5 protein-coding genes are annotated in these 25,562 nt (G+C 74.6%); 4 read left to right on the top strand and 1 reads right to left on the bottom strand.

Annotated features, from left to right (window positions below; all coding sequences use genetic code 11):
• Positions 1–19 precede the first annotated feature (19 nt).
• The 4 genes from pabB to ACF1DX_RS25925 all read left to right on the top strand — a co-directional run bounded on the left by pabB (position 20) and on the right by ACF1DX_RS25925 (position 9,785).
• A complete protein-coding gene (gene pabB / locus ACF1DX_RS25940; protein WP_391793536.1) occupies positions 20–2,305 on the top strand; it encodes an aminodeoxychorismate synthase component I in 2,286 nt (761 codons plus the stop codon).
• Positions 2,306–2,529: 224 nt separating this feature from the next.
• Positions 2,530–7,770: a beta-ketoacyl synthase N-terminal-like domain-containing protein gene (locus ACF1DX_RS25935; protein ID WP_391793535.1), complete on the top strand. Its 5,241-nt coding sequence runs from the start codon at positions 2,530–2,532 to the stop codon at positions 7,768–7,770.
• Between the two features lie 124 nt (positions 7,771–7,894).
• On the top strand, positions 7,895–8,902 hold the full coding sequence (locus ACF1DX_RS25930) for an ATP-binding cassette domain-containing protein (protein ID WP_391793534.1): 1,008 nt from the start codon (positions 7,895–7,897) through the stop codon (positions 8,900–8,902).
• A gap of 31 nt (positions 8,903–8,933) precedes the next feature.
• On the top strand, positions 8,934–9,785 hold the full coding sequence (locus ACF1DX_RS25925; RefSeq protein WP_391793533.1) for an ABC transporter permease: 852 nt from the start codon (positions 8,934–8,936) through the stop codon (positions 9,783–9,785).
• 685 nt (positions 9,786–10,470) lie between these two features.
• Here the strand turns inward: ACF1DX_RS25925 and ACF1DX_RS25920 are convergent.
• A partial coding sequence (locus ACF1DX_RS25920) for an SDR family NAD(P)-dependent oxidoreductase (RefSeq protein WP_391793532.1) occupies positions 10,471–25,562 on the bottom strand: 15,092 nt, incomplete at its 5' end.

Raw genomic sequence — 25,562 nt, 5'->3', positions numbered from 1 at the left:
CCTGGACAAGGAAACGCTCATGCGCACACTGCTCGTCGACAACTACGACTCGTTCACCTACAACCTGTTCCACTACCTGTCCCGGGTCAACGGGCGGGAGCCCGAGGTGATCCGCAACGACGACCCGGCGTGGCGGCCAGGACTCCTCGACTCCTTCGACAACGTGGTGCTCTCCCCCGGCCCCGGCACACCGCACCGGCCGGCCGACTTCGGGCTGTGCGCGGGCATCGCCGAGGAGGGCCGGCTGCCCGTGCTCGGGGTGTGCCTGGGCCACCAGGGCATGGCACTGGCCCACGGCGCCTCGGTGGGGCGCGCGCCCGAGCCGCGTCACGGCCGGACCTCCGCGGTGCGGCACGACGGCACCGGGCTGTTCGAGGGGCTGCCGCAGCCGCTGGAGGTGGTCCGCTACCACTCCCTCGCCGTGACGGAGCTGCCGCCGGAGCTCGAGGCCACGGCGTGGTCGCCGGACGGGGTGCTGATGGCGTTGCGCCACCGGAGGCTGCCGCTGTGGGGTGTTCAGTTCCATCCGGAGTCCATCGGCACCCGGGAGGGCCACCGGCTGCTGGAGAACTTCCGCCGGCTGACCGAGCGGCACGGCCGCTCCCGCCCCGGCGGGAGCGGGCCGGCCGTCACGCGGGGCGTTCCGGAACAGCGGCGGTCCCCCGGCTCCACGGGTGCGGCCGGGCGGGCGACGGCGGGCGCGGGTGGCGGGCGGACGGCGGTGACGGCCGGTACCGGGGCCGGTGACCGGGCCGCGGAGGGCGGTTCGCCCCGGCGGCTGCGGGTCCTCGTCGAGCGGCTGCGCACCCGCTGGGACCCGGAGGTCGCCTTCGACTGGCTGTTCCGCACCGGCGACCACCCGTTCTGGCTGGACAGCAGCCGCCCGGGCGGACGCCTCGGACAGCTGTCCGTGATGGGGGACGCCTCCGGCCCGCTGGCCCGTGTCGCCACGGCGGACGTGGAGGCCGGCACCGTGACCGTCACCGGGGGCGGCACCACCCGCGTCGAACGGTCGGCCTTCCTGTCCTGGCTGGAGCGGGACCTCGCCGGACTGAGCACCGACGTACCCGAGCTGCCCTTCGACTTCGCCCTCGGCTGGGTCGGCTGCCTCGGCTACGAACTGAAGGCGGAGTGCGACGGGGAGGCGGCGCACCGTTCCCCCGATCCCGACGCCGTCCTCGTCTTCGCCGACCGTGCCCTGGTGCTCGACCACCGTACCGACACGACCTATCTGCTGGCCCTGGCCGAGGACGGCGACGAGGAGGCCGCGCGGTCCTGGCTCGCCTCGTCCGCCGCCGCCCTGGAGACGGTCGCGGGCTGGGAACCGGAGCCCTACGAACCCCCCGCGGCCGGCGGCACCGGGCCGGTGGTGCTGCGCCACGACCGCGACGCCTACCTCAAGCTGATCGACGCCTGCCAGCAGGAGATCGCGGCCGGTGAGACGTACGAGGTGTGCCTGACCAACATGGCCGAGGCGGACACCGACCTGGACCCGTGGCAGGCGTACCGTTGCCTGCGCCGGGTGAGCCGGGCGCCGTTCGCCGCGTTCCTGCACTTCGGGCCGATGGCGGTGCTCAGCACGTCGCCCGAGCGGTTCCTGCGCATCGACCGGCACGGCGTGATGGAGTCCAAACCCATCAAGGGCACCCGGCCGCGCGGCGTCACCCCGCAGGAGGACGCGTGGTTCGCGGAGGACCTGGCGGCCTGCGAGAAGGACCGCGCCGAGAACCTGATGATCGTCGACCTGGTCCGGCACGACCTCGGCCGCTGCGCGGAGGTCGGCTCGGTCGTCGCGGACCCGGTGTTCCAGGTGGAGACGTACGAGACGGTGCACCAGCTGGTGAGCACGGTACGGGCACGGCTGCGCCCGCACCTCAGCCCGGTCGCCGCCGTGCGTGCCGCCTTCCCCGGCGGTTCGATGACGGGGGCGCCGAAGATCCGCACCATGCAGATCATCGACCGGCTGGAGGGCGGTCCGCGCGGCGTGTACTCGGGGGCCATCGGCTACTTCTCGCTCACCGGGGCGGTGGATCTGAGCATCGTCATCCGCACGGTGGTGCTCAGCGGGAACCGGCTGCGCTACGGCGTCGGCGGCGCCGTCATCGCGCTGTCGGACCCCGCGGCGGAGTTCGAGGAGACGGCGGTGAAGGCGGCGCCGCTGCTGCGGCTGCTAGGCACCGCCTTCCCCGGACGCGTGGACCTCGCGGACGACGACGCGGACGGCGCGGCGGCCGGGGCCGGTACGACGGCCCTCGCCGCCCCAGGGACGTCGCGGGACGGACGGAAGGCCCCCCGGACCGGCTGACCCGTGACGGAGCGTCCCGGCGGAGTCCCGTGGCTCCGCCGGGACGTTGCTGTGCCCGCGGGCAGGCGGGCAGGCGGGCAGGCGGGCAGGCGGGCAGGCGGGTCGTCCCCCTCTCCCGGCTCCCGTATGCGCGCGGCAGGCCATGTCTAGGGAAAATCCGGGGTGCCGGGCAGCAGCCTGGACGGGTTCCCCTTCGCCGGAAACGCTCGACACCCCCGGGAGTGATGGTGCCCGTCCACGCTGACGACTACGTGATCCAGCCGCCCGGTGCCGCCGACGGCGGGCTGGACGGCCTCACCCTGCCCGACGTGTTCGCCGCGGCCGTGCGCGACGGGGGTGACGCGGTGGCGCTGGTGGACGGCGAACGCACCCGGACCTGGCCGCAGTGGCGGGCCGAGGTGGACGCGCTGGCCCACGGTCTCCAGGAGGCCGGTGTCGGCCCCGGCGACGTGGTCGCCCTGCACCTGCCCAACTGCTGGGAGTACGTCACGCTGCACCTGGCGGCCGCGTCGGTGGGGGCCGTCACCCTGCCCGTCCACCGGGGCAACACCCCCGCCGACGTACGGGCCCTGCTGGAGCGGGTCGGCCCGGCGGTGCTCGTGCTGCCGCCGGGCGTCCAGGAAGCCGACGGCCCGCTCGGCACGGCGGTGCTGCGGGAGGCGTTGCCGTCGCTGCGCGCCGTCCTGGTCGCCGGCGACGGCGCGGAGACGGTCGAGGGCCTGCTGGCGCGCTGCGCGGGTGAGCGACCCCGTCCGGTGGAGGTGCGGCCCGACGCGCCGTTCCTGCTGTTCCCCTCCTCCGGCACCACCTCCGCGCGGCCCAAGATCTGTCTGCACACCCACGACTCGCTGCTCACCAACTCCCGCGCGGCGACCGAGGACAGCGCCGGGCCGTACGGCGGCACCCTGATCACGGCGTGCCCGCTGACCCACTGCTTCGGACTGCAGTCGATGTACTCGGCGCTGTTCCGTTCCGGCCGTCAGGTGCTGCTGGGTTCGTGGGACGTGGACCGTTTCCTGGAGCTGGCGCGGTCGGAGCGGCCGAGCGTGGTGGTCGCCGTGCCGGCGCAGCTGCACGACGTGGTGGCGCGGGCCCGGGAGTCGGAGTCGGGGGCGGGGTTCCGTCCGGAGCGGGTGCTGACCGCCGGCGCCGCCCTGCCCGCCGCCCTGGTGCGCGAGGTGCGGGAGACCCTGGACACCGCGCTGGTCGTGGTGTGGGGCATGTCGGAGGCCGGGAACGGAACCAGCAGTCTGGCCGGGGACCCGCCGGAGGTCGCCGCGCGCAGTGTGGGGCGGCCGGTGCGGGGCGCGCAGCTGCGCGTCCTCGACGAGGACGGACAGCCGTGTGCCCCCGGTGAGGCCGGGGAGCTGTACTACCGCAGCCCCAGCATGTTCCGCGGTTACCACGGCGAGCCGGAGCTGACCCGGTCGGTGGTGTCCGAGGACGGCTGGCTGCGCACCGGTGACCTCGCCTCGATCGGCGCGGACGGTCTCGTGGTGTTCCACGGCCGCTCCGCCGAACTGATCAACGTGGGCGGGCGCAAGTTCAACGCCGTGGAGATCCAGGGCCTGTTGGCGGATCTGCCCGGCATCGGTCCGCTGGCGGTGGTCGCCAAACCCGATCCCCGGCTCGGGGAGTACCCCTGCCTGGTGGTGACCGCGTCGTCGGACTCCTCATCGGACGCATCGCCGGACGCCGGGAACGTACCCGCGAGCCCGGTCGGCCTCGGTGAGGTGACGGCGTTCCTGCGGGAACGCGGCGTCGCCGAGTACAAGATCCCGCTCGAGCTCGTCGTCCTGCCGGCCCTGCCGCGCACACCCGCCGGGAAGATCAACCGGCTGGCGCTGGAGCGGATCCTGGCCGACGCCGCGGCGCACCCCGTGCCGGTTCCCGCCGACGCGCCCCGCCCGGACCCGCGCACGGCTCTCGACCTGGTCGTCGCCGCGGTCGCCGAGGTGCTCGGCGCGGGGGACGCGGACGGCACGGAACCCATCGGACCGGACGTCACGTTCCGCGCCCATGGCCTCGATTCGGTGGCCTCGGTGCGGCTGCGCAACGCGCTCGCCGAGGCCACGGGGCTCTGGCTGCCCGCCGCGGTGGCCTTCGACTTCCCGACCCCGGCCGCCCTCGCCCGGGAACTGGCCGGGCTGAACGGCCGGGAGGAGGAACCGCCGTCCGGCCCGGTGCCCGGCGACGAGCCCGTGGCGATCGTGGGCATGGCCTGCCGGCTGCCCGGGGACATCGCCTCCCCCGAGGCGCTGTGGGAGCTGCTGGCCGACGGCGTGGACGCCGTGTCCGGGTTCCCCACCGACCGCGGGTGGCCTCTGGACACCCTCTTCGACGACGACCCGGAGCACCCGGGCACCTCCTACGCCCGCGAGGGCGGGTTCCTGCGCGACGCCGCCCACTTCGACGCCGGCTTCTTCGGCATGTCGGCACGGGAGGCGCTCGCCACCGACCCGCAGCAGCGGTTGCTGCTGGAGCTCGCCTGGGAGGCCGTGGAGCGGGCCCGGATCGATCCGCTGACGCTGCGCGGCAGCCGTACCGGTGTGTTCGCCGGCGCCATGTACCACGACTACGCGACGGGCGCGACCGACCCCTCCGGCGAACTGGAGGGGCTGCTCCCGGTGGGCACCTCCGCCGGTGCGCTGTCCGGGCGGATCTCGTACACCCTGGGCCTCGACGGTCCCGCCCTGACGGTGGACACGGCCTGCTCCTCGTCGCTGGTCGCGCTGCACCTGGCGTGCCGGTCGCTGCGGTCCGGGGAGTCGGAGCTGGCGCTCGCCGGGGGTGTGGCGGTGATGGCGACACCGGCGCCGTTCGTGGGCTTCTCCCGGCTGCGGGGCCTGTCCCCGGACGGCCGCTGCAAGTCCTTCGGCGAGGGCGCCGACGGGGCCGCCTGGTCGGAGGGCGCCGGCCTGCTGCTCCTGGAGCGGCTGTCCGACGCCCGGCGCAACGGTCATCCCGTGCTCGCGGTGATCCGCGGTTCGGCGGTCAACCAGGACGGCGCCTCCAACGGCCTGACCGCGCCCAACGGTCCCGCCCAGCGCCGGGTCATCCGAAGGGCGCTGGCCGACGCGGGGCTGACCGTGGCGGACGTGGACGCGGTGGAGGCACACGGCACCGGTACGCCGCTCGGCGACCCGATCGAGGCGCAGGCGCTGCTCGACACCTACGGGCGGGAACGTCCCGAGGGGCGTCCGCTGTGGCTGGGCTCGGTCAAGTCGAACCTGGGGCACACCCAGGCGGCGGCCGGCGTGGCCGGGGTGATGAAGATGGTCCTCGCGCTGGAGCACGGAGTGCTGCCGCGCACCCTGCACGCGGACACCCCCAGCTCCCGGGTGGACTGGTCCTCCGGCGCCGTCCGGCTGCTGAACGAGGCACGGGAGTGGCCGGTCGGGGACGGCAGGCCCCGCCGGGCGGCCGTCTCGTCGTTCGGCATCAGCGGCACCAACGCCCACCTCGTCCTGGAGGAGGCCCCGGTCGAGGCCGGGCAGGACGGCGGGCCGGCGGACGCGGGTGAGGCCGGGCGGGACGTCCCGGGAGCCGGTGGGGCCGTCGTGCCGTGGCTGGTGTCGGCGCGGGACACCGCGGCGCTGCGGGGCCAGGCCCGGCGACTGGCCGGGTACGCCGAGGCGCATCCGGAGGTGCCGGCCCGCGACATCGCCTACTCCCTCCTCACCACCCGCTCCCTGCACGGCCGTACGGCGGTGCTCACCGGCACCGACCGGGCCGCGCTCACGGCGGCCGCCGCCGGGTTCGCCCGGGGCGAGGCCGCCGGGGCGACGGGCCGGAGCACGGGCGGTTCCCCGGAGCCCGCGTTCGTGTTCACCGGGCAGGGCAGTCAGCGTCCCGGCATGGGCCGCGCGCTCGCCGCCGCGTTCCCGGTGTTCGACGCCGCGCTGCGGGAGGTGTGCGCGGAGCTCGATCCCCTGCTGGAGCGCCCCCTGACCTCGGTGATGTGGGCCGGGCCGGACAGCGAGGAGGCCGCGCTGCTGCACGGCACCGGCTGTGCGCAGCCCGCCCTGTTCGCCTTCCAGGTCGCCCTGTACCGGCTGCTGGCCTCCTGGGGGGTGACGCCCGCGCGGGTGGTGGGCCACTCGGTGGGCGAGATCGCCGCCGCGCACGTGGCGGGCGTGCTGGACCTGCCGGACGCCTGCGCCCTGGTCGCCGCGCGCGGCCGGCTGATGGGGTCGCTGCCGCCGGGCGGCGCGATGGTGGCCGTCCGCTGCTCCGAGGACGACGTGCTGCCGTGGCTGGAGGGGCGTTCCGAGGACATCGCCGTCGCCGCGGTGAACGGCCCGCGGTCGGTGGTGCTGTCGGGCGCGGAGGGTCCGCTGGCCGAACTGGCCGCCGAGCTGACCGCCGCCGGGCACAAGACGCGCCGGCTGATGGTCAGCCACGCCTTCCACTCGCCGCTGATGGACCCGGTGCTCGCCGAGTTCCGGGAGACCGTGGCGGCCCTGTCCTTCGCCGACCCCGGCCTGCCGCTGGTCTCCGGCGTCACCGGCCGCCCGCTGACCGCCGAGGAGGCCCGCGACCCCGGCCACTGGGTGCGGCACGCCCGGGAGGCGGTCCGGTTCGCGGACGCGGTCGGGGTGCTCGCCGACGCGCGCACCGGCGTCTACGTCGAGCTGGGCCCGGAGGCCGCGCTCACCCCCATGGTCGACGAGTGCCTCGAGGCGCGGCTCGGACAGCGGGAGCCGGGCGTCCGGCCGGTGGTGGAGCCGCTGCTGCGGGGCGGGGAGGACGAGGAAGGGTCCCTGCTCGCCGCCGCCGTACGGCTGCACGCGCACGGGCTGCCGGTCGACTGGCGGGCGGTGCTGCCCGGGGCCCGGGCGGTGCCGCTGCCCACGTACGCCTTCCAGCACGAGTCGTACTGGCTGGCCCCGGTGCCCGCCGGGACGGTGACCGTGGCGAGCCCGGAGGCCGTGTCGGCGGCGGACGCGGCGCCGGCGCTGGCCGAACGGCTGGCGGGTCTGACCGAGGCGGAGGGCGAGGCCCTGGTGACGGACCTGGTGCGCGGCGAGCTGGCGGCCGTGGTCGGCGGGGAACTGCCGCCGGACGCCGGTCCCGGACTGGCCTTCACCGAACTGGGTGTCACCTCCGTGACCGCCGTCGAACTGCGCAACCGGCTCACCGCCGTCACCGGGGTCCGGCTGCCGCCGACCCTGGTCTTCGACCATCCCTCCCCCGCCGCGGTGGCCCGGCTGGTGTGCGACACGCTCCGGCGCTCCGGGCCGGTCCGCGTGCGGGACGCGGGCGCCCTGGTCGACGCGTTGGAGGCGCTGCTCACGTCGGGCGCCGACCTCGATTCCGGGACGGCGGCCCGGCTGAAGGCGCTGGCCGCGCGCCGGCCCCCGGCCCGCGCCGGTGTCACGGAACCGGCCGGCGGGCCGCTGGACCTGGAGGGCGCCTCGGACGAGGACCTGTTCCGCCTCATGGACGGGGGCGACGACCGGTAGGCGGGGTACGGCACGCGTCCGCGCCCCGCCGCCCGCCCCGGCGGGCGGCGGCATCCACGGATGGGCCGGAGGCCGGTCCTCCACTTCGCGCGCATCCACACATCCACCAGCGGGAGATCACTTCATGAGCGGGCTCGTCATGCCCCCCGTCACCCAGCCCGGCTCCGGCTCCGGCTCCGGCTCCGGCGATCTGATGATCGAGGCGGACGCCGTCAGCAAGTCGTACGGCACGGTCCACGCACTGGACTCGGTCAGTGTCAGTGCCCGCCGGGGCACCGTCCTGACCCTCCTCGGCCACAACGGAGCCGGCAAGACCACTCTGGTCAACATCCTCACCACCGCCCTGCCGCTCTCCTCCGGCCGGGCGTCGGTCGCCGGGTACGACGTGACCCGGGACCCCTTCGAGATCCGCCGCCGCATCGGGCTCACGGGCCAGTTCGCGTCCGTGGACGGCCGGCTCAGCGGACGGGACAACCTCGTCCTGATCGCCCGGCTGCTCGGAGCGGGTCGCCGGGCCGCGCGTTCCCGCGCCGACGAGCTCCTGCAGCTGTTCGAGCTGACGACGGTCGCCGACCGGCGCGCGAGCGGCTACTCGGGCGGTCTGCGGCGCCGGCTGGACCTGGCGGTGTCCCTGGTCGGCGGCCCGCAGGTGATCTTCCTCGACGAACCCACGACCGGTCTGGACCCGTCGAGCCGGCTGAAGCTGTGGGAGATCGTCGAGGGCCTGGTGCAACAGGGCGCCACCGTCCTGCTGACGACGCAGTACCTGGAGGAGGCGGACCGCCTCGCCGACACGATCGCGGTGCTCTCCGCCGGCCGGGTCGTCGCCTCCGGCACCCCCGAGGAGCTCAAGGCCACCGTCGGCCGCCGCACCGTGACGCTGACGCTGGACGGCGACGACGCCCCCGGGAGAGCGGGGGCCTCGCTGCGCGGCGCCGGGTTCTCCCCGGTCGGCAGCGAGGAGGGCACCCGTAGCCTCGTCGTCCCCATCGACACCACCCGGGAGATCGCCGACGTCATCCGCGCGCTGGACCACGCGGGTGTCGAGGCCACGGAACTGACGTTCGGCGAGCCGAGCCTGGACGACGTGTATCTGACCCTCGCCGAGCAGCACGCCAGGACCCCGGCGTGACCGCCGCCCGACGCCCTCTGTGGAGGACCTCTTGACCACGCACCTCACTCCCGCCGCGCGCCCGGACGCTCCTCCCCCGGCCGTCGCCCTCGAGGCGCCCGACTTCGGCGGGAGTTCGTTCGCCGCTCAGGTGTGGGTGCTGACCGGACGGTCGCTGCGGGCGATGGTGACCGACCCGGGCATCGTCCTCTTCGGCCTCATCCAGCCGGTGGTCATCCTGTTCGTGCTGACCCAGGTGTTCAGCAAGATGGGCATGCCCCCGCACTTCCCGGACGGCGTCAGCTACCTCGACTTCGTGCTGCCGGCCGTCCTGGTGGACAACGCCGCCCAGTCGGCGATGCAGTCCGGGGTGGGGCTGGTGGAGGACCTCCGCAACGGCGTGGTCGCCCGGCTGCGTTCGCTGCCGGTGCACCCCGGGGCCCTGCTGGCCGCGCGCAGCATCGTGGGGCTCGTGCGCAGCGCCGTGCAGATCCTCGTGATCATGGTGCTGGCGATGACGGTCATGGGCTACTCCCCCAACGGGGGCATCGCCGAGATCGCCCTGTCCGCCGGGCTCACGCTCTTCATCAGTTTCTCGCTGGGCTGGGCCTTCATCGCGGCCGGTGCCTGGTTGCGGCGGGCCGAGCCGCTGCAGAACCTCGCCCTGATCGTGATCTTCCCGCTGATGTTCGCGTCCAGCGCGTACGTGCCGGTCGCCGACCTGCCGGGCTGGCTGGCGGCCGTCGCCCACGTGAACCCCCTGACCTACGCCATCGACGCCACCCGCGCCCTCGCACTGGACGTGCCGGGCCTCGACCACGCGATCCCCGCACTGCTCATCGGCGCGGTGATCAGCGCGGCGGGCGCGTTCGCCGCGCTGGCCGGCTTCCGCCGGCCCCTCTGACCCTCGCACCACTCCCCCGGGTGCGGGGAACCGGCCCGTGGGCGCCTTCCGGCGCTCACGGGCCTTTTGCGTCCGTGCGGCGGGGCGCCGGGACGCCGGGGCACCTGGGTGTCCCGCGGGCATCGGACGGCGGCGGACACCGGAGGGTGTGCGAAGCGCCGGGCCTCGGTCCGGTGTGAGCCGATGAGCTGCGGACATGTGGGAGCGGGCAGCGCACGGCGCCCGAACGGGCACACCCTGAGCGCTGTCCGGCGGCGCGGAGCGGCCGGAGGCGGTACGGGGCGGTTCGAGGCGCCGAACGAGGCCGGCGGTGACCGTCAGGGGCCCTGGGCAGGTCCGCTTCCGTCCGGGAATCCGCCGGGCACTCGGCCCGTACGGCCCCGGGCCGGCGTCCTCGGGACGCGCGTCCGCCCGCCGCCGGCCCCGGTGCCCGCTCCGGTCATCCAGCAGGGCGAAACAGGCCAGGCAAGGGGGCGCCGTGGTCGGAAAACCGCTGAACAGCGGGTGAGGCGGCTGCCCGTGCCGCCTCCGGACGGGCATCCACCGAGGGGGAAACGGGCCGGATCTCCGGCAGGTCCGGTGAGCCGGACGGCGCCTGACGCGTCGGTCGGCCGCCGGAACGACACCGCCCGCCCGGCCGGTGGCCGGGCGGGCGGGCGGGCGGGCGGGATCGGGCGGGGCGCCGCTACGACAGCCCGAGTTCGTTGTCGAGCATGTCGAACACCTCCTCGTCCGTGGCCGTTTCGAAGTCGAACCCGTCGTCCCCCTCGCCGGACGCCGCGGACGACTCGGTGCGCAGGGACTGCCACTTGCTGCGGAGCACCTCCAGCCGGCCCGCGACCTGTTCGAACAGTTCGGCGCCGACTTCGACACCCGCGATGCTCTTCTCCAGCCTGTCCAGCTCCGCCAGAACCGCCTCCGGTCCGCCGGCCGGGGCCGGGGCGATGCGTGCGTACAGGTGGGCGACGAGTTCGCCGGGCGTCGGGTGGTCGAACAGGAGGGTGGCCGGGAGACGGGTGCCGGTGAGCGCGCCGAGCCTGTTGCGCAGCTCGACGGAGGTCAGCGAGTCGAAGCCGAGGTCCTGGAAGGGCCGGGTCGGTTCGACGTCGGCCGGGTCCCCGTGACCGAGGACAGCGGCGATCTGCCCCCGCACCAGTTCCAGCAGTGCCTCGCGGCCTTCCGCCGGCGTGAGCCCGGACAGCCGCTGGGTGAGGTCCGCCGCGGCGGCCACCGCTCCCGTCGCCGGGGCCGCGCGGCGGGACGCCACCCGGATCAGCGAGCGGAACAGCGGCGGGATCTCGCCGAGGGACCGCAGGGCCCCCAGATCCAGTCGTACGGGCAGGACCACGGCCCCGGCGTCGGCGGTGCGGAGGATGTCGAACAGGGCAAGACCCTGCTCCGGCTCCATCGGCGGCATGCCCGCCCTGGTCATCCGGGCGATGTCCGCCTCGCCGAGTTCGCCGGTCATGCCGCTGCCCCGGGTCCAGGGGCCCCAGCCGAGGGACAGGGCGGGCAGGCCCTGGTCGCGGCGGTGCCGGGCGAGGGCGTCCAGGAAGGCGTTTCCGGCCGCGTAGTTGGCCTGGCCGGCGTTGCCGAGCGTGCCGGCGACGGAGGAGAACAGCACGAAGGCGTCGAGCGGCAGGCCGCGGGTGGCCTCGTGCAGGTGCCAGGCGGCGTCCGCCTTGGGCCGCAGGACGGCGGAGAGCCGTTCGGGCGTGAGGGTGTCGATCATGCCGTCGTCCAGGACACCCGCCGCGTGGATCACGGCGCGCAGCGGCCGGTCGGCGGGCACTTCGGCGAGCAGCCGGTCGACCGCGGCGCGGTCGGTCACGTCGCAGGCGGCGACGGTGACCCGGGCTCCCTCTGTCTCGAGCGCGGCGGCGAGTTCGGCGGCGCCGTCGGCGGCGGGGCCGCGCCGGCTCACCAGCAGCAGGTTCCGCGCACCGTGCTCGGTCACCAGGTGGCGGGCGACGGCGGCGCCGAGGCCGCCGGTCCCTCCGGTGACGAGGACGGTTCCCCCGGCGTCCCAGTCGGCCGTGCCCCGTTCCTGCGGCGTGGTGGCCCGAACCAGCCGGGGCACCAGCACCCGGCCCTCGCGGACGGCGAGCTGCGGCTCGTCGGAGGCGGGGGCGAGGACGGCGGACGGCAGGTCCGTGCCCGCGTCGGTGTCCTCCAGGTCGAGCAGGGTGAACCGGCCGGGGTGTTCCGCCTGGGCCGCGCGGGTGAGGCCCCATACGGCGGCGGCGGCCGGATCGGTGCCGTCGGTCGCGCCCCGGGTGACGACGACCAGGCGGGAGGCGGTGAACCTCTCGTCGGCGAGCCAGGTGCCGAGCGCCCCGAGGACCCGGGTGGTCACCGTGTGCGCGGCGCCCGCCATGTCGGCCGGGGCGGGGCCGGCCGGTCCGGTCCCGGTGTGGACGGGCAGGAGGACGACCGGCGGTACCGGGCCGTCGGCCGCCGCGTCGGCCAGTGCCGTCAGGTCCGCGTACCGGTCGGCGGCGGCTCCGGCGGTCCGGACGGCCACGTCGAGGGTGCCGTCGTCCTGGCCGCCGATCAGGGCGGCCCGTACGGCCTCCGTGCCAGCGGCGTTCGGAGCCTTCGTGGCTCCCTGCTCCGGTGCCGGGATCCAGTCCAGGGCGAACAGGGAGTCCCGTTCGGCGCCCGTCCCGGCCCCGAGCTGCTCCGCCGCGATGGGGCGGGTGACCAGGGAGTCGACGGTGGCCACGGGCGCGCCGGCGGTGTCGGCGACGGCGATCGCGAGGGTGCCGTCGTCGGCCCGGGAGAGCCGGATGCGGACGGCGGACGCGCCGACGGCGTGCAGGGACACGCCGTTCCAGGCGAACGGCACCCCTCCGCCCGATGACGTCCCCCCGCCCTGCGGCGCGTCGCCGTCGGCGGCGGGGCCGGCCAGCGCGGTGGCGTGCAGGGCGGCGTCGAAGAGCGCCGGGTGCAGGCCGTACGCGCCGCCGTCGGCGCCGTCGGGCAGGGTGACCTCGGCGAACACCTCGCCGTCGCGCCGCCAGGCGGCCCGCAGTCCCCGGAACACCGGTCCGTAGACGAACCCGGCGTCCTCGAAACGCTCGTACAGGCCGTCCGTGTCGAGCGGTTCGGCCTTCTCGGGCGGCCAGACGGAGGCGTCGAAGTCCGTGGCGGCCGAGGCCGCGGGACCGGTCGCGAGGACGCCCTCGGCGTGGGTCGTCCAGGTCGCGGCGGGGTCGTCGGCGGGCCGGGAGTGGATGCCGAGCGGGCGGCGGCCCGTGTCGTCGGGGGCGCCGACGCCGACCTGGAGCCGGACCGTGCCGCGGGCGGGCAGGACCAGCGGTGCGGCGAGGGTGAGTTCCTCCACCAGTTCGCAGCCCAGGGAGGTGCCGGCGTGCACCGCCAGCTCCAGCAGGGCGGTGCCGGGGACGAGGACGGCGCCCATGACGACGTGGTCGGCGAGCCAGCCGTGGGTGGCGACCGACAGCCGTCCGGTGAACAGGTGGCCGTCGGATCCGGCGAGTTCCACGGCCCCGCCGAGCAGCGGGTGGTCCGCGGGCGTCAGTCCGGCGGCCTCCGCCCCGGCGCCCGGGTGCATCTCCGCGGGCCAGAAGCGGCGCCGCTGGAAGGCGTAGGTGGGCAGGGCGGTCCGGCGGGCGCCCAGGCCGGCGAAGAACCGGGCCCAGTCGACGGTCACGCCGTGTCCGTGGAGCCGGGCGAGGGCGTCGACCAAGGCGGTCTCGCCGGGGGTGGTGCGCCGCTGGGCGGCGACGGTCACGGCGGTGTCGGGCAGGGTCTCGCGGGCCATGGCGCAGGCGACGCCGTCGGGTCCGAGTTCGAGGAACCTGGTGACGCCCTGCTCGTGCAGGGTGTTCACCCCGTCGGCGAAGCGTACGGCCTCACGGACGTGCCGTACCCAGTAGTCGGCGGAGCACAGTTCCTCCGCGGTGGCGAGGGCCCCGGTGAGGTTGGAGACCACGGGCAGGGCGGGCGGCCGGGGCGACAGCCGCTCCAGCACGGCGCGGAAGTCCTCCAGCATCGGCTCCATCAGCGGGGAGTGGAAGGCGTGCGACACCCGCAGGGCGGTGGTGCGGCGTCCCTGCTCGCGGAAGACCGCGGTCACCTTCTCGACGTCCGGCCCGGAACCCGACACCACGACGGAGGCCGGTCCGTTGACGGCCGCGACGCCGACGCCGTCGGTGAGGTGGGGCAGCACCTCGGCCTCGGTGGCCTGGATCGCCGTCATGGCGCCACCGGCGGGCAGCGCCTGCATCAGGCTGCCGCGGGCGGCGACCAGCGCGCAGGCCTCCTCCAGGGTGAAGACCCCGGCGACGTGGGCCGCGGTGATCTCTCCGATGGAGTGTCCCGCCACGTACTCGGGGACGACACCGAACGACTCGGCGAGCCGGTACAGCGCCGTTCCGAGGGCGAAGAGCGCGGCCTGGGCGTAGGCGGTGGCGTTCAGGGCGTCCTCGTCGTCGCCCCAGACGACCTCGCGCAGGGGACGTTCCAGGTGTTCGTCCAGCCCGGCGCAGGCCGCGTCGAAGGCCTCGGCGAACACCGGGAACCGCTCGTACAGGTCGCGTCCCATGCCGGGCCGCTGCGAGCCCTGGCCCGGGAAGAGGACGGCGAGCAGTCCCTCGCGGGCCGTGGTGGCCGGCTCCTCGCCGCGTGCGACCGCGCCCAGGGCGGCCAGCAGCCCGTCGCGGTCCGCGCCGACGACCGCGACGCGGTGTTCGAACGCCGTGCGGGTGGTCGCCAGCGAGTAGGCGACGTCGAGCGGGCGCGGCGCGTCCGCACCGGCCTCCTCGACGTGCGCCAGCAGGCGTCCGGCCTGGGCGCGCAGGGCGTCCTGGTCGCGCGCCGACAGCAGCCACGGTACGACCGCGGCGGGCGCCGGGTCCGCGTCGTCCGCCTCGCCGGGGACGGCGGGGGTCGTGGGCGCGGCGGCGGGTGCCTGCTCGACGATGACGTGGGCGTTGGTTCCGCTGATGCCGAAGGAGGAGACACCGGCGCGGCGCGGGCGGCCGGTGCCGGTCCACTCGCGCTGCTCGGTCAGCAGCGCGACGGAGCCGGTGCTCCAGTCGACCTGGTCGCTGGGCGCGTCCACGTTGAGGGTGGCGGGCAGTACGCCGTGCCGCATCGCCATCACCATTTTGATGACGCCCGCGACGCCGGCGGCGGCCTGCGTGTGGCCGATGTTGGACTTCACCGAGCCGAGCCACAGCGGGCGGTCCTCGGGCCGGTCCTGACCGTAGGTGGCGAGCAGCGCCTGGGCCTCGATCGGGTCGCCGAGGGTGGTGCCCGTGCCGTGCGCCTCGACCGCGTCGATCTGGTCGGCGGCGAGCCGTGCGTTGGCGAGGGCCTGCCGGATCACTCGGCGCTGGGAGGGGCCGTTGGGGGCGGTGAGCCCGTTGCTGGCGCCGTCCTGGTTGACGGCGGAGCCCCGGACCACGGCCAGCACCTCGTGCCCGTTGCGCAGCGCGTCGGACAGCCGCTCGACCACCAGGAAGCCGGCGCCCTCGGAGAAGCCGGTGCCGTCGGCCGCCGCGGCGAACGACTTGCACCGTCCGTCGGGCGCGAGCCCGCCCTGCCGGCCGAACTCGACGAACACACCGGGCGTGGCGAGCACGGTGACACCGCCGGTGACGGCGAGCGAGCAGTCGCCCTGCCGCAGTGCCTGCACCGCGAGGTGCAGCGCGACCAGGGAGGACGAGCAGGCGGTGTCGACGGAGACCGCCGGGCCCTCCAGGCCGAGCTTGTAGGAGATGCGGCCGGTGACGACGCTGCCGTTGCCGTCGCTGCCGGGGTAGTCGTGGTACATCACGCCGGCGAAGACACCGGTGCGGCTGCCCTTGAGCGAGCCGGGGTCGATGCCCGCGCGCTCCAGCGCCTCCCAGGACAGTTCCAGCGCGAGCCGCTGCTGCGGGTCCATCGCGAGGGCCTCGCGGGGCGAGATGCCGAAGAACCCGGGGTCGAAGTCGGCCGCCCCGTCGAGGAAGCCGCCCTCGCGTGCGTAGTAGCCGTCGGGGCGCTTGGACTCCGGGTCGCGCAGCATCGACAGGTCCCATCCCCGGTCCTCGGGGAACGGGGTGATGGCGTCCGCGCCGTCCGTGACCAGTCGCCACAGGTCCTCGGGCGAGGTCACTCCGCCCGGGTAGCGGCAGGCCATGCCGACGATCGCGATCGGTTCGTGCCGGGCGGCGGTGAGCCGACGGTTGTCCCGGCGCAGCCGCGCGGTCTCCGCGCGTGCGGCGCGCAGGGCGTCGGGGGTCGCGGCGTTGCCGGGGACCTCGGACGCCTCGGATGCCTCGGTGAGTGGGACGCCCTGGGCTGCCGGGCCGGTGTCGACGGCTCCGTCCGGTGCGTCGTACGGGTCGGTGTCCTGCTCCTCCGGGTCCGCGAGGGCCTCCGCGTGCGCCGGCACCGCGCCGTCGTCGTCGGCGAGTTCGAGGAGTACGTCCATCAGGCCCGCGTCCCGCAGACGCCGGGTCGGGATCGACCGGAGCGCGCGGCGGATCCCGTCCTCTCCGGCGTCACCGTCCGCGTCGTCGCCCGACGCCGGGTACGCGGCGGCCAGTTCGGCCTCCACGAACTCGGTGACGGCGAGGGCGTTGGGGTGGTCGAAGACCAGGGTGGCCGGGAGCCGGAGTCCGGTGAGGTGGTTGAGCTGGTTGCGCAGTTCGGTGGCGGCGAGCGAGTCGAAGCCCAGTTCCTGGAAGGCACGGTCGGGTCCGATCGCCTCGGCCGAACCGTGTCCCAGCACCGCCGCCACCTGCGAGCGCACCAGTTGCAGGACGGTGCGGTGCCGTTCGGCGGCCGGGAGGGCGGCCAGCCGCTGGGCGGGGGCCTCCTCCCCCGCCGAGCCGGTGTTCGCCGCGGCGGCGGCGCGGCGCACGGACGGGGCGAGGGCGCGGAGGAGGGCGGGCACCTCGTCGGTGCGGGTGCGCAGGGCGGCGGTGTCGACCCGCAGCGGGACGACCGTGGCCTCTGGTCGGTCCAGTCCGGCCGCGAACAGCTCCAGCCCGGCGTCATGGGAGAGCACCGGCAGACCCTGCGACGCCATCCGCCGCCGGTCCACCTCCCCCAGGTACTGGCCGAGACCCGCGCCCACGTCCCAGAACCCGAACGCCATCGACGTCGCCGGCAGACCCTCCGCCCGCCGACGCGCCGCCAACGCGTCCAGGAACACATTCGCCGCGGCATAGTTGCCCTGCCCGGCCGTCAGCACCAGACCACCGGCCGACGAGAACAACACGAACGCCGCCAGATCCAGCCCACGCGTCGCCTCGTGCAGCCACCACGCCGCATCCGCCTTCGGAGCCAGCACACCGTCCACCCGCTCCGGCGACAACGCACCCACCAGCCCGTTGTCACCCACACCCGCGGCATGAACGACCGCCAGCAGACCACGCTCCGAGGCCAGGGAGCCGACGAGCCGGATGACCGTGTCCCGGTCGGACACGTCACAGGCCAGGACCTCCACCCGCGCGCCGAGCGCGGTGAGCTCCTCGGCGAGTTCGGCGGCGCCGGGGGCGTCGGGGCCGCGCCGGGAGGTCAGGACCAGGTCCCGCACCCCACGCTCGGCCACCAGGTAACGGGCGACCACCGCGCCCAGACCACCGGTACCGCCGGTGATCAGCACCGCACCGGTGCCGTCCAGTGCCGGGACCGTACGGTCCGTCTCCGGCTCGTCATCGGACGTGGGCACGTCCTGCGACTCGGGCGACGGCAGGCGGGTCAGGCGCGGCACCAGCACCGCACCGTCCCGTACCGCCACCTCCGACTCACCCGCGACCACGGCCGCCACGGCCACGCCCACCTCGGTGTCCGTGCCACCGTCGACATCGGCCAGCGCGAAACGGCCCGGGTTCTCCGCAAGCGCCGCACGCACCAGACCCCACACCGGAGCCTGCACCACATCACCGGCCGAACCGACCGGAACCGCACCCCGCGTCACCACCACCAGACGCGAACCCGCGAACCGCTCGCCCGCCAGCCACTCCCGCACCACACCCAGCACCCGGTGCACCACCGACCGCACACCCACCGGCACATCCACACCGGCCGCAAGCACACCGGCATCGGCACCGCAGTCCAGGACCACCGTGCCCGGGATATCACCGTCCGCCGGCAGTTCCTCCCACGGTGCCCATGCCGCACCGGCGGCACCGGCGGCACCGGCAGTCCCCGGGACCCACTCGATGCCGTACAGCGCACCCGCGTCACCGGACGCCGTGCCCAGCTGGTCCGCCGACACCGGCCGACCCGCCATGGAGTCGACCGACATCACGGGTGCGCCCGACACATCGGCGACGGCGATGCGCATTCCGCCGTCGTCGGACCTGTCGATGCGGACGCGGACGGCGGAGGCGCCGACCGCGTGCAGACGCACACCGTTCCAGGCGAACGGAATCACCGTCTCGCCCTCACCGTCGTTCAGGATCGCCGCATGCATCGACGCGTCCAGCAACGCCGGATGCAGACCGAACCCACCGGCCTCACCCACCGACTCCTGCGGCAGAGCGACCTCCGCGAACAACTCCTCACCCCGACGCCACGCCGCACGCAGCCCCCGGAACACCGGACCGTAACCGTAACCACGCTCACGGAAGACCTCGTACGCACCCTCCACCGGCACTACCTCCGCACCCACCGGAGGCCACTGCGCCAACTCGAACCCCGCCGGCACCACCCCCTCCACCAGGAACCCGGAGGCATGGGTGGTCCAGTCCTGCGCGGTGTCCTCGGGGCGTGAGTAGACGGCGACCGTACGGCGTCCGCCGTTCTCCGGGCCGACCACCACGCGCACCTGGACGCCGCCCCGTTCGGGCAGGACCAGCGGTGCGGCCAGGGCCAGTTCCTCCAAGGTCGCGAAGCCCACGGCCTCGCCCGCAGTCAGGGACAGTTCGACGAGTACGGCGCCGGGCAGCAGGGTGCGGCCCAGGACCACGTGATCGGCCAGCCACGGCTGCGCCTCCACCGACAACCTGCCCGTCAGCACCACACCACCGGAATCCGGCAGCGCCACCACCGCACCCAGCAACGGGTGATCGGACGCGTCCAGACCGGCTCCGGCGGGAACCGCGGTGGCGCCGTCCGTGGCGTGCAGCCAGTAGCGCTGCCGCTGGAAGGCGTAGGTCGGCAGGTCGACGGTGCGTGCGCCGGTACCGGCGAAGTACGCGGCCCAGTCGACGAAAGCACCGTCGCTGTGCAGGTGGCCGAGGGCGGTGAGCAGGGCGTCGGCCTCGTCCCGGCCCTTGCGGGCGACCGGCACCAGCAGGACGCCGGTGTCGTCGAGGCAGGTACGGGCCATGCCGGTCAGCACCGCCTCGGGGCCGACCTCCACGCAGCGGCCCACTCCGGCGGCACGCAGTGTCCGGACTCCGTCGGCGAAGCGCACGGCCTCACGGACATGGGTCACCCAGTAGGCGGGCGTGGTGAGTTCACCGGATGCGGCGATGCGGCCGGTCACGTTGGAGACGACGGGCAGGAGCGGGTCGGCGTAGGACAGTCCCTCGGCGACCGCGCGGAATTCCTCCAGCATCGGCTCCATCAGCGGTGAGTGGAAGGCGTGCGACACCCGCAGCCGGGACGTACGACGACCCAGCCCGCGGAACACCCCGGCGACCGCCTCGACCGCGGCCTCGACACCCGAGATCACCACCGACGACGGGCCGTTGACGGCCGCCACCGACACCTCACCCGTCAGGTGCGGCAGCACCTCGGCCTCCGTCGCCTCCACCGCGACCATCGCACCACCGGCGGGCAACGCCTGCATCAGCCGGCCACGAGCGGCCACCAGCGCACACGCGTCCGCCAGAGAGAACACACCCGCCACATGCGCGGCCACGATCTCGCCGATCGAGTGTCCGGCGACGTAGTCGGGGCGCACGCTCCAGGCGTCGAGCAGGCGGTACAGCGCCACTTCCAGGGCGAACAGCCCGGCCTGGGCATACGCGGTCCCGTTCAGCGCCTCCTCGTCGTCGCCCCACACGACCTCACGCAGCGGCCGGTCCAGGTGCTCGTCCAGCCCCGCGCACACCGCGTCGAACGCCTCCGCGAACACCGGGAACCGAGCGTACAGTTCACGGCCCATACCGAGCCGCTGCGACCCCTGACCCGAGAACAGGAAGGCGGTCGAGCCGCCGTCCCGCGCGGTGCCGTGGAGCACGGCCGGGGACGAATCGCCGCGGGCGAGCGTCCGCAGTCCGTCGAGCAGGTCGTCGCGGTCGGCACCGAGTACGACGGCGCGGGACTCCAGCACGGTGCGGGAGGTGGCCAGTGCGTAGGCGGTGTCCAGGGGGTCCTGGTCCGGGCGGTCCGTGAGGTGGGTCAGCAGCCGTCCGGCCTGGGCGCGCAGCGCCTCGGGGGTCGCGGCGGACACCGTCCAGGGCAGCGGGGGCGTCGGGCGTTCGCCCTCGCCGTCTCCGTTCGCCGATGCCGGCCCGGCAGCCGGTGCCGGCGCGGGGGCCTGTTCCAGGACGACGTGCGCGTTGGTGCCGCTGAGTCCGAACGCGGAGACACTCGCACGGCGCGGGTGTGCGGCGTCCGGCCACGGCCGTTCCTCGACGACCAGTTCCGCGTTGCCCTCGGTCCAGTCGACGTGCGGCGAGGGCCGGTCGACGTGCAGGGTGCGCGGCACCGCGCCGTGCTCCATGGCCATCACCATCTTGATGACGCCGGCGACACCGGCGGCGGCCTGGGCGTGACCGATGTTCGACTTGATGGAGCCGAGCAGCAGCGGCCGGTCGGCCGGACGGTCCTGACCGTAGGTGGCCAGCAGCGCCTGCGCCTCGATCGGGTCGCCCAGCGTCGTACCCGTGCCGTGCGCCTCGACGACGTCGACCTCGGAGGCGGCCACGCCGGCTGCCTCGAGCGCCTGCCGGATGACGCGCTGCTGCGAGGGCCCGTTGGGGGCGGTGAAGCCGTTGGAGGCGCCGTCCTGGTTGACGGCGGTGCCCCGGACGACCGCGAGGACGCGGTGCCCGTTGCGTACGGCGTCGGAGAGGCGCTCGACGAGGAGGACGCCTACGCCCTCGGACCAGCCGACGCCGTCGGCCGCTCCCGCGAACGCCTTGCAGCGGCCGTCCACGGACAGGCCTCGCTGCCGGCTGAACTCGACGAACATGCCCGGCGTCGACATCACCGTGGCACCGCCGGCCACCGCGAGCGAGCACTCGCCCGAGCGCAGCGCCTGGACCGCGAGGTGCAGGGCGACGAGGGAGGACGAGCAGGCGGTGTCGACGGTGACGGCCGGGCCTTCCCAGCCGTACGTGTACGACAGCCGGCCGGACACCACGCTGCCGCCTGCCGTGCCGGAGGGCGACACGTTGAGGGCGTAGTCGTGGTACATCACGCCGGCGAACACGCCGGTGCGGCTGCCCCTGAGCGAGGCCGGGTCGATGCCCGCCCGCTCCAGGGCCTCCCAGGACGTCTCCAGGAGCAGTCGCTGCTGCGGGTCCATGTAGAGGGCCTCGCGCGGCGAGATGCCGAAGAACCCGGGGTCGAACTGGGCGGCGTCGTGGAGGAAGCTGCCCCGGCGGGTGTAGCTCTTGCCTTCCGCGCCGGGCTCCGGGTCGTACAGGCCCTCCAGGTCCCAGCCGCGGTCGTCCGGCATGTCGGAGACGGTGTCGACGCCGTCGGCGACCAGTCGCCACAGGTCCTCGGGCGAGGACACTCCGCCCGGGTAGCGGCAGGCCATGCCGACGATGGCGATCGGCTCGTTGTCAACGGGCCGATCGCTCACATCCGTTCGGCCGGAGGCAGTGGACCGGATGCCCGGGCCCGCGAGCTTCTCCTCGATGTGTTCGGTGACGGCGAGGGCGTTGGGGTGGTCGAAGACCAGGGTGGCCGGGAGCCGGAGTCCGGTGAGGTGGTTGAGCTGGTTGCGCAGTTCGGTGGCGGCGAGCGAGTCGAAGCCCAGTTCCTGGAAGGCACGGTCGGGTCCGATCGCCTCGGCCGAACCGTGTCCCAGCACCGCCGCCACCTGCGAGCGCACCAGTTGCAGGACGGTGCGGTGCCGCTCACCGGTGGTCAGCCCGGCCAGCCGGTCCGCGAGCCCGCCGGCCGGGGTGACGGTGTCCGCGGCGGGGGCCGCCTGCCGTCGTGTCGCCGGGGCGAGGGCGCGGAGGAGGGCGGGCACCTCGTCGGTGCGGGTGCGCAGGGCGGCGGTGTCGACCCGCAGCGGGACGACCGTGGCCTCTGGTCGGTCCAGTCCGGCCGCGAACAGCTCCAGCCCGGCATCGTGGGAGAGCACCGGCAGACCCTGCGACGCCATCCGCCGCCGGTCCACCTCCCCCAGGTACTGGCCGAGCCCCGCGCCCACGTCCCAGAACCCGAACGCCATCGACGTCGCCGGCAGACCCTCCGCCCGCCGACGCGCCGCCAACGCGTCCAGGAACACATTCGCCGCGGCATAGTTGCCCTGCCCGGCCGTCAGCACCAGACCACCGGCCGACGAGAACAACACGAACGCCGCCAGATCCAGCCCACGCGTCGCCTCGTGCAGCCACCACGCCGCATCCGCCTTCGGAGCCAGCACACCGTCCACCCGCTCCGGCGACAACGCACCCACCAGCCCGTTGTCACCCACACCCGCGGCATGCACCACCGCCAACAGACCACGCTCCGTCGCGAGTGACGTGACGAGGGCGTGCACCGCTTCCCGGCCCGACACGTCACAGGCGACGATGTCGACGCGGGCTCCCATCCCCTCCAGTTCTTCGGCGAGTTCGGTGGCGCCGGGGGCGCCGGGGCCGCGCCGGGAGGTCAGGACCAGGTCCCGCACCCCACGCTCGGCCACCAGGTAACGGGCGACCACCGCACCCAGACCACCGGTACCGCCCGTGACGAGAACCGCGCCCGGGGCGTCCAGCGCGGGCACGTCCTGCGGCTCGGGCGAGGGCAGGCGGGTCAGGCGCGGCACCAGTACCGCACCGTCCCGTACCGCCACCTCCGACTCACCCGCGACCACGGCCGCCACCGCCGCATCCACCTCGGCGTCCACGCCCGCCTCGACGTCGGCCAGCGCGAAACGCCCCGGGTTCTCCGCAAGCGCCGCACGCACCAGACCCCACACCGGAGCCTGCACCACATCACCGGCCGAACCGACCGGAACCGCACCCCGCGTCACCACCACCAGACGCGAACCCGCGAACCGCTCACCCGCCAGCCACTCCCGCACCACACCCAGCACCCGGTGCACCACCGACCGCACACCCACCGGCACATCCACACCGGCCGCAAGCACACCGGCATCGGCACCGCAGTCCAGGACCACCGTGCCCGGGATATCACCGTCCGCCGGCAGTTCCTCCCACGGTGCCCATGCCGCACCGGCGGCACCGGCAGTCCCCGGGACCCACTCGATGCCGTACAGCGCACCCGCGTCACCGGACGCCGTACCGAGCTGGTCCGCCGACACCGGCCGGCCCGCCATGGACCCGACCGACATCACGGGCGCACCGGTCACGTCGGCCACGGACAGGGTGACGGCACGGCCGTCCAGCTTGCCGATGCGGACGCGGACGGCGGTGGCGCCGACCGCGTGCAGACGCACACCGTTCCAGGCGAACGGAATCACCGTCTCGCCCTCACCGTCGTTCAGGATCGCCGCATGCATCGACGCGTCCAGCAACGCCGGATGCAGACCGAACCCACCGGCCCCACCCACCGACTCCTGCGGCAGAGCGACCTCCGCGAACAACTCCTCACCCCGACGCCACGCCGCACGCAGCCCCCGGAACACCGGACCGTAACCGTAACCACGCTCACGGAAGACCTCGTACGCACCCTCCACCGGCACCACCTCCGCACCCACCGGAGGCCACTGCGCCAACTCGAACCCCGCCGGCACCACACCCTCCACCAGGAACCCGGAGGCATGGGTGGTCCATGGGGCGTCCTCAGCGCCTTCCGGACGGGAGTAGACGGCGAGCGTGCGGTGGGCGGCGTCCTTCGGTCCCACCACGACACGGACCTGAACGGCGCCCTGCTCGGGCAGCACCAGCGGTGCGGCCAACGTCAGTTCGTCCAGCGTCGCGCAGCCCACGGCCTCGCCGGCCTTCAGGGCGAGTTCCACCAGCCCCGTGCCGGGCAGCAGGGTGCGGCCCAGGACTACGTGATCGGCCAGCCACGGCTGCGCCTCCACCGACAACCTGCCCGTCAGCACCACACCACCGGAATCCGGCAGCGCCACCACCGCACCCAGCAACGGGTGATCGGACGCGTCCAGACCGGCGGCGCGGGCGTCGGCCGCTGCGGTGGTCGTGCTGTTCTCCGGCCAGTACGTACGACGCTGGAAGGCGTAGGTCGGCAGGTCGACGGTCTGTGCTCCGGTGCCGGTGAGGTACGCGGCCCAGTCCACCCGGGCCCCGACCACGTGCAGCCGGGTGAGCGCGGTCAGTGCCGCCGTCTCCTCGTCGCGGTCCTTGCGCAGCAGCGGGATCAGGTGTGCCTCGTCGCCGGCGCTCTCACGCGCCATGCCGCTCAGCACACCGTCCGGGCCCAGCTCGACGAACCGGGTGACACCCTGATCAGCCAGTGCGCGGACACCGTCGTCGAAGCGCACGGCCTCACGGACATGGGTCACCCAGTAGGCGGGCGTGATGAGTTCGCCGGGTGCGGCGATGCTGCCGGTCACGTTGGAGACGACGGGCAGGAGCGGGTCGGCGTAGGACAGTCCCTCGGCGACCGCGCGGAAGTCGTCCAGCATCGGCTCCATCAGGGGCGAGTGGAAGGCGTGCGACACCCGCAGCCGGGACGTACGACGACCCTGTTCGCGGAACACCCCGGCGACCGCCTCGACCGCGGCCTCGACACCCGAGATCACCACCGACGACGGGCCGTTGACGGCCGCCACCGACACCTCGTCGGTCAGGTGCGGCAGCACCTCGGCCTCCGTCGCCTCCACCGCGACCATCGCGCCACCGGCGGGCAACGCCTGCATCAGCCGGCCACGCGCGGCCACCAGCGCACACGCGTCCGCCAGAGAGAACACACCCGCCACATGCGCGGCCACGACCTCACCGATCGAGTGTCCGGCCACGAACTCCGGCCGTACACCCCACGACTCCACCAGCCGGAACAGCGCCACCTCAACCGCGAACAGCCCGGCCTGGGCGTAGGCGGTCCGATTCAGCGCGTCATCGTCGTCGCCCCATACGACCTCGCGCAGCGGGCGGTCCAGGTGCTCGTCCAGGCCCGCGCACACTGCGTCGAACACCTGCGCGAACACCGGGAAACGGGCGTGCAGTCCGCGACCCATGCCGAGCCGCTGCGAGCCCTGACCCGAGAACAGGAACGCCGTGCGGCCCGTACCGGCCACGCCCTCCACGACACCCGCGTCCGGGAGACCCGCCGCGAGCGCCTCCAGAGCAGCGGCCTTGTCCTGCGCCAGCACCACAGCCCGGTGGTCGAAGAGGGAACGCTGCGTCGCCAACGAGAACCCGAGGTCCACGCCACGGACCGCCGAGCCGTCACCCGTCACGAACTCCCACAGCCGCTCGGCCTGCGCACGCAGCGCGGCCTCACTCTTTCCGGAGAGGACCCACGGCACCAGAATGGCCGTTCCGGTGCCGTCGGCGTCGATTGCCGCCGAGACGCTTTCGCCCGCGAATTCGGGTTGTTCGAGGATGACGTGGGCGTTGGTGCCGCTGATGCCGAAGGACGACACACCCGCCCGGCGCGGACGTCCCCCGCCCACCCATTCCACCGGTTCGGTCAGCAGCTCCACCGCGCCCGCCGACCAGTCGACGTGCGACGACGGCGCATCCACATGCAGGGTGCGCGGCAGCA

Origin of the sequence: Streptomyces sp. NPDC014676 (assembly GCF_043084105.1) — a bacterium.
Classification (GTDB): Bacteria; Actinomycetota; Actinomycetes; order Streptomycetales; family Streptomycetaceae; genus Streptomyces.
This window is presented reverse-complemented; position numbering and strand designations above follow the sequence as displayed.

Coding starts and splice junctions, on each gene's coding strand:
- pabB (WP_391793536.1), top strand. CDS start 20: ATGCGCACACTGCTCGTCGACAACTACGACTCGTTCACCTACAACCTG.
- ACF1DX_RS25935 (WP_391793535.1), top strand. CDS start 2,530: ATGGTGCCCGTCCACGCTGACGACTACGTGATCCAGCCGCCCGGTGCC.
- ACF1DX_RS25930 (WP_391793534.1), top strand. CDS start 7,895: ATGAGCGGGCTCGTCATGCCCCCCGTCACCCAGCCCGGCTCCGGCTCC.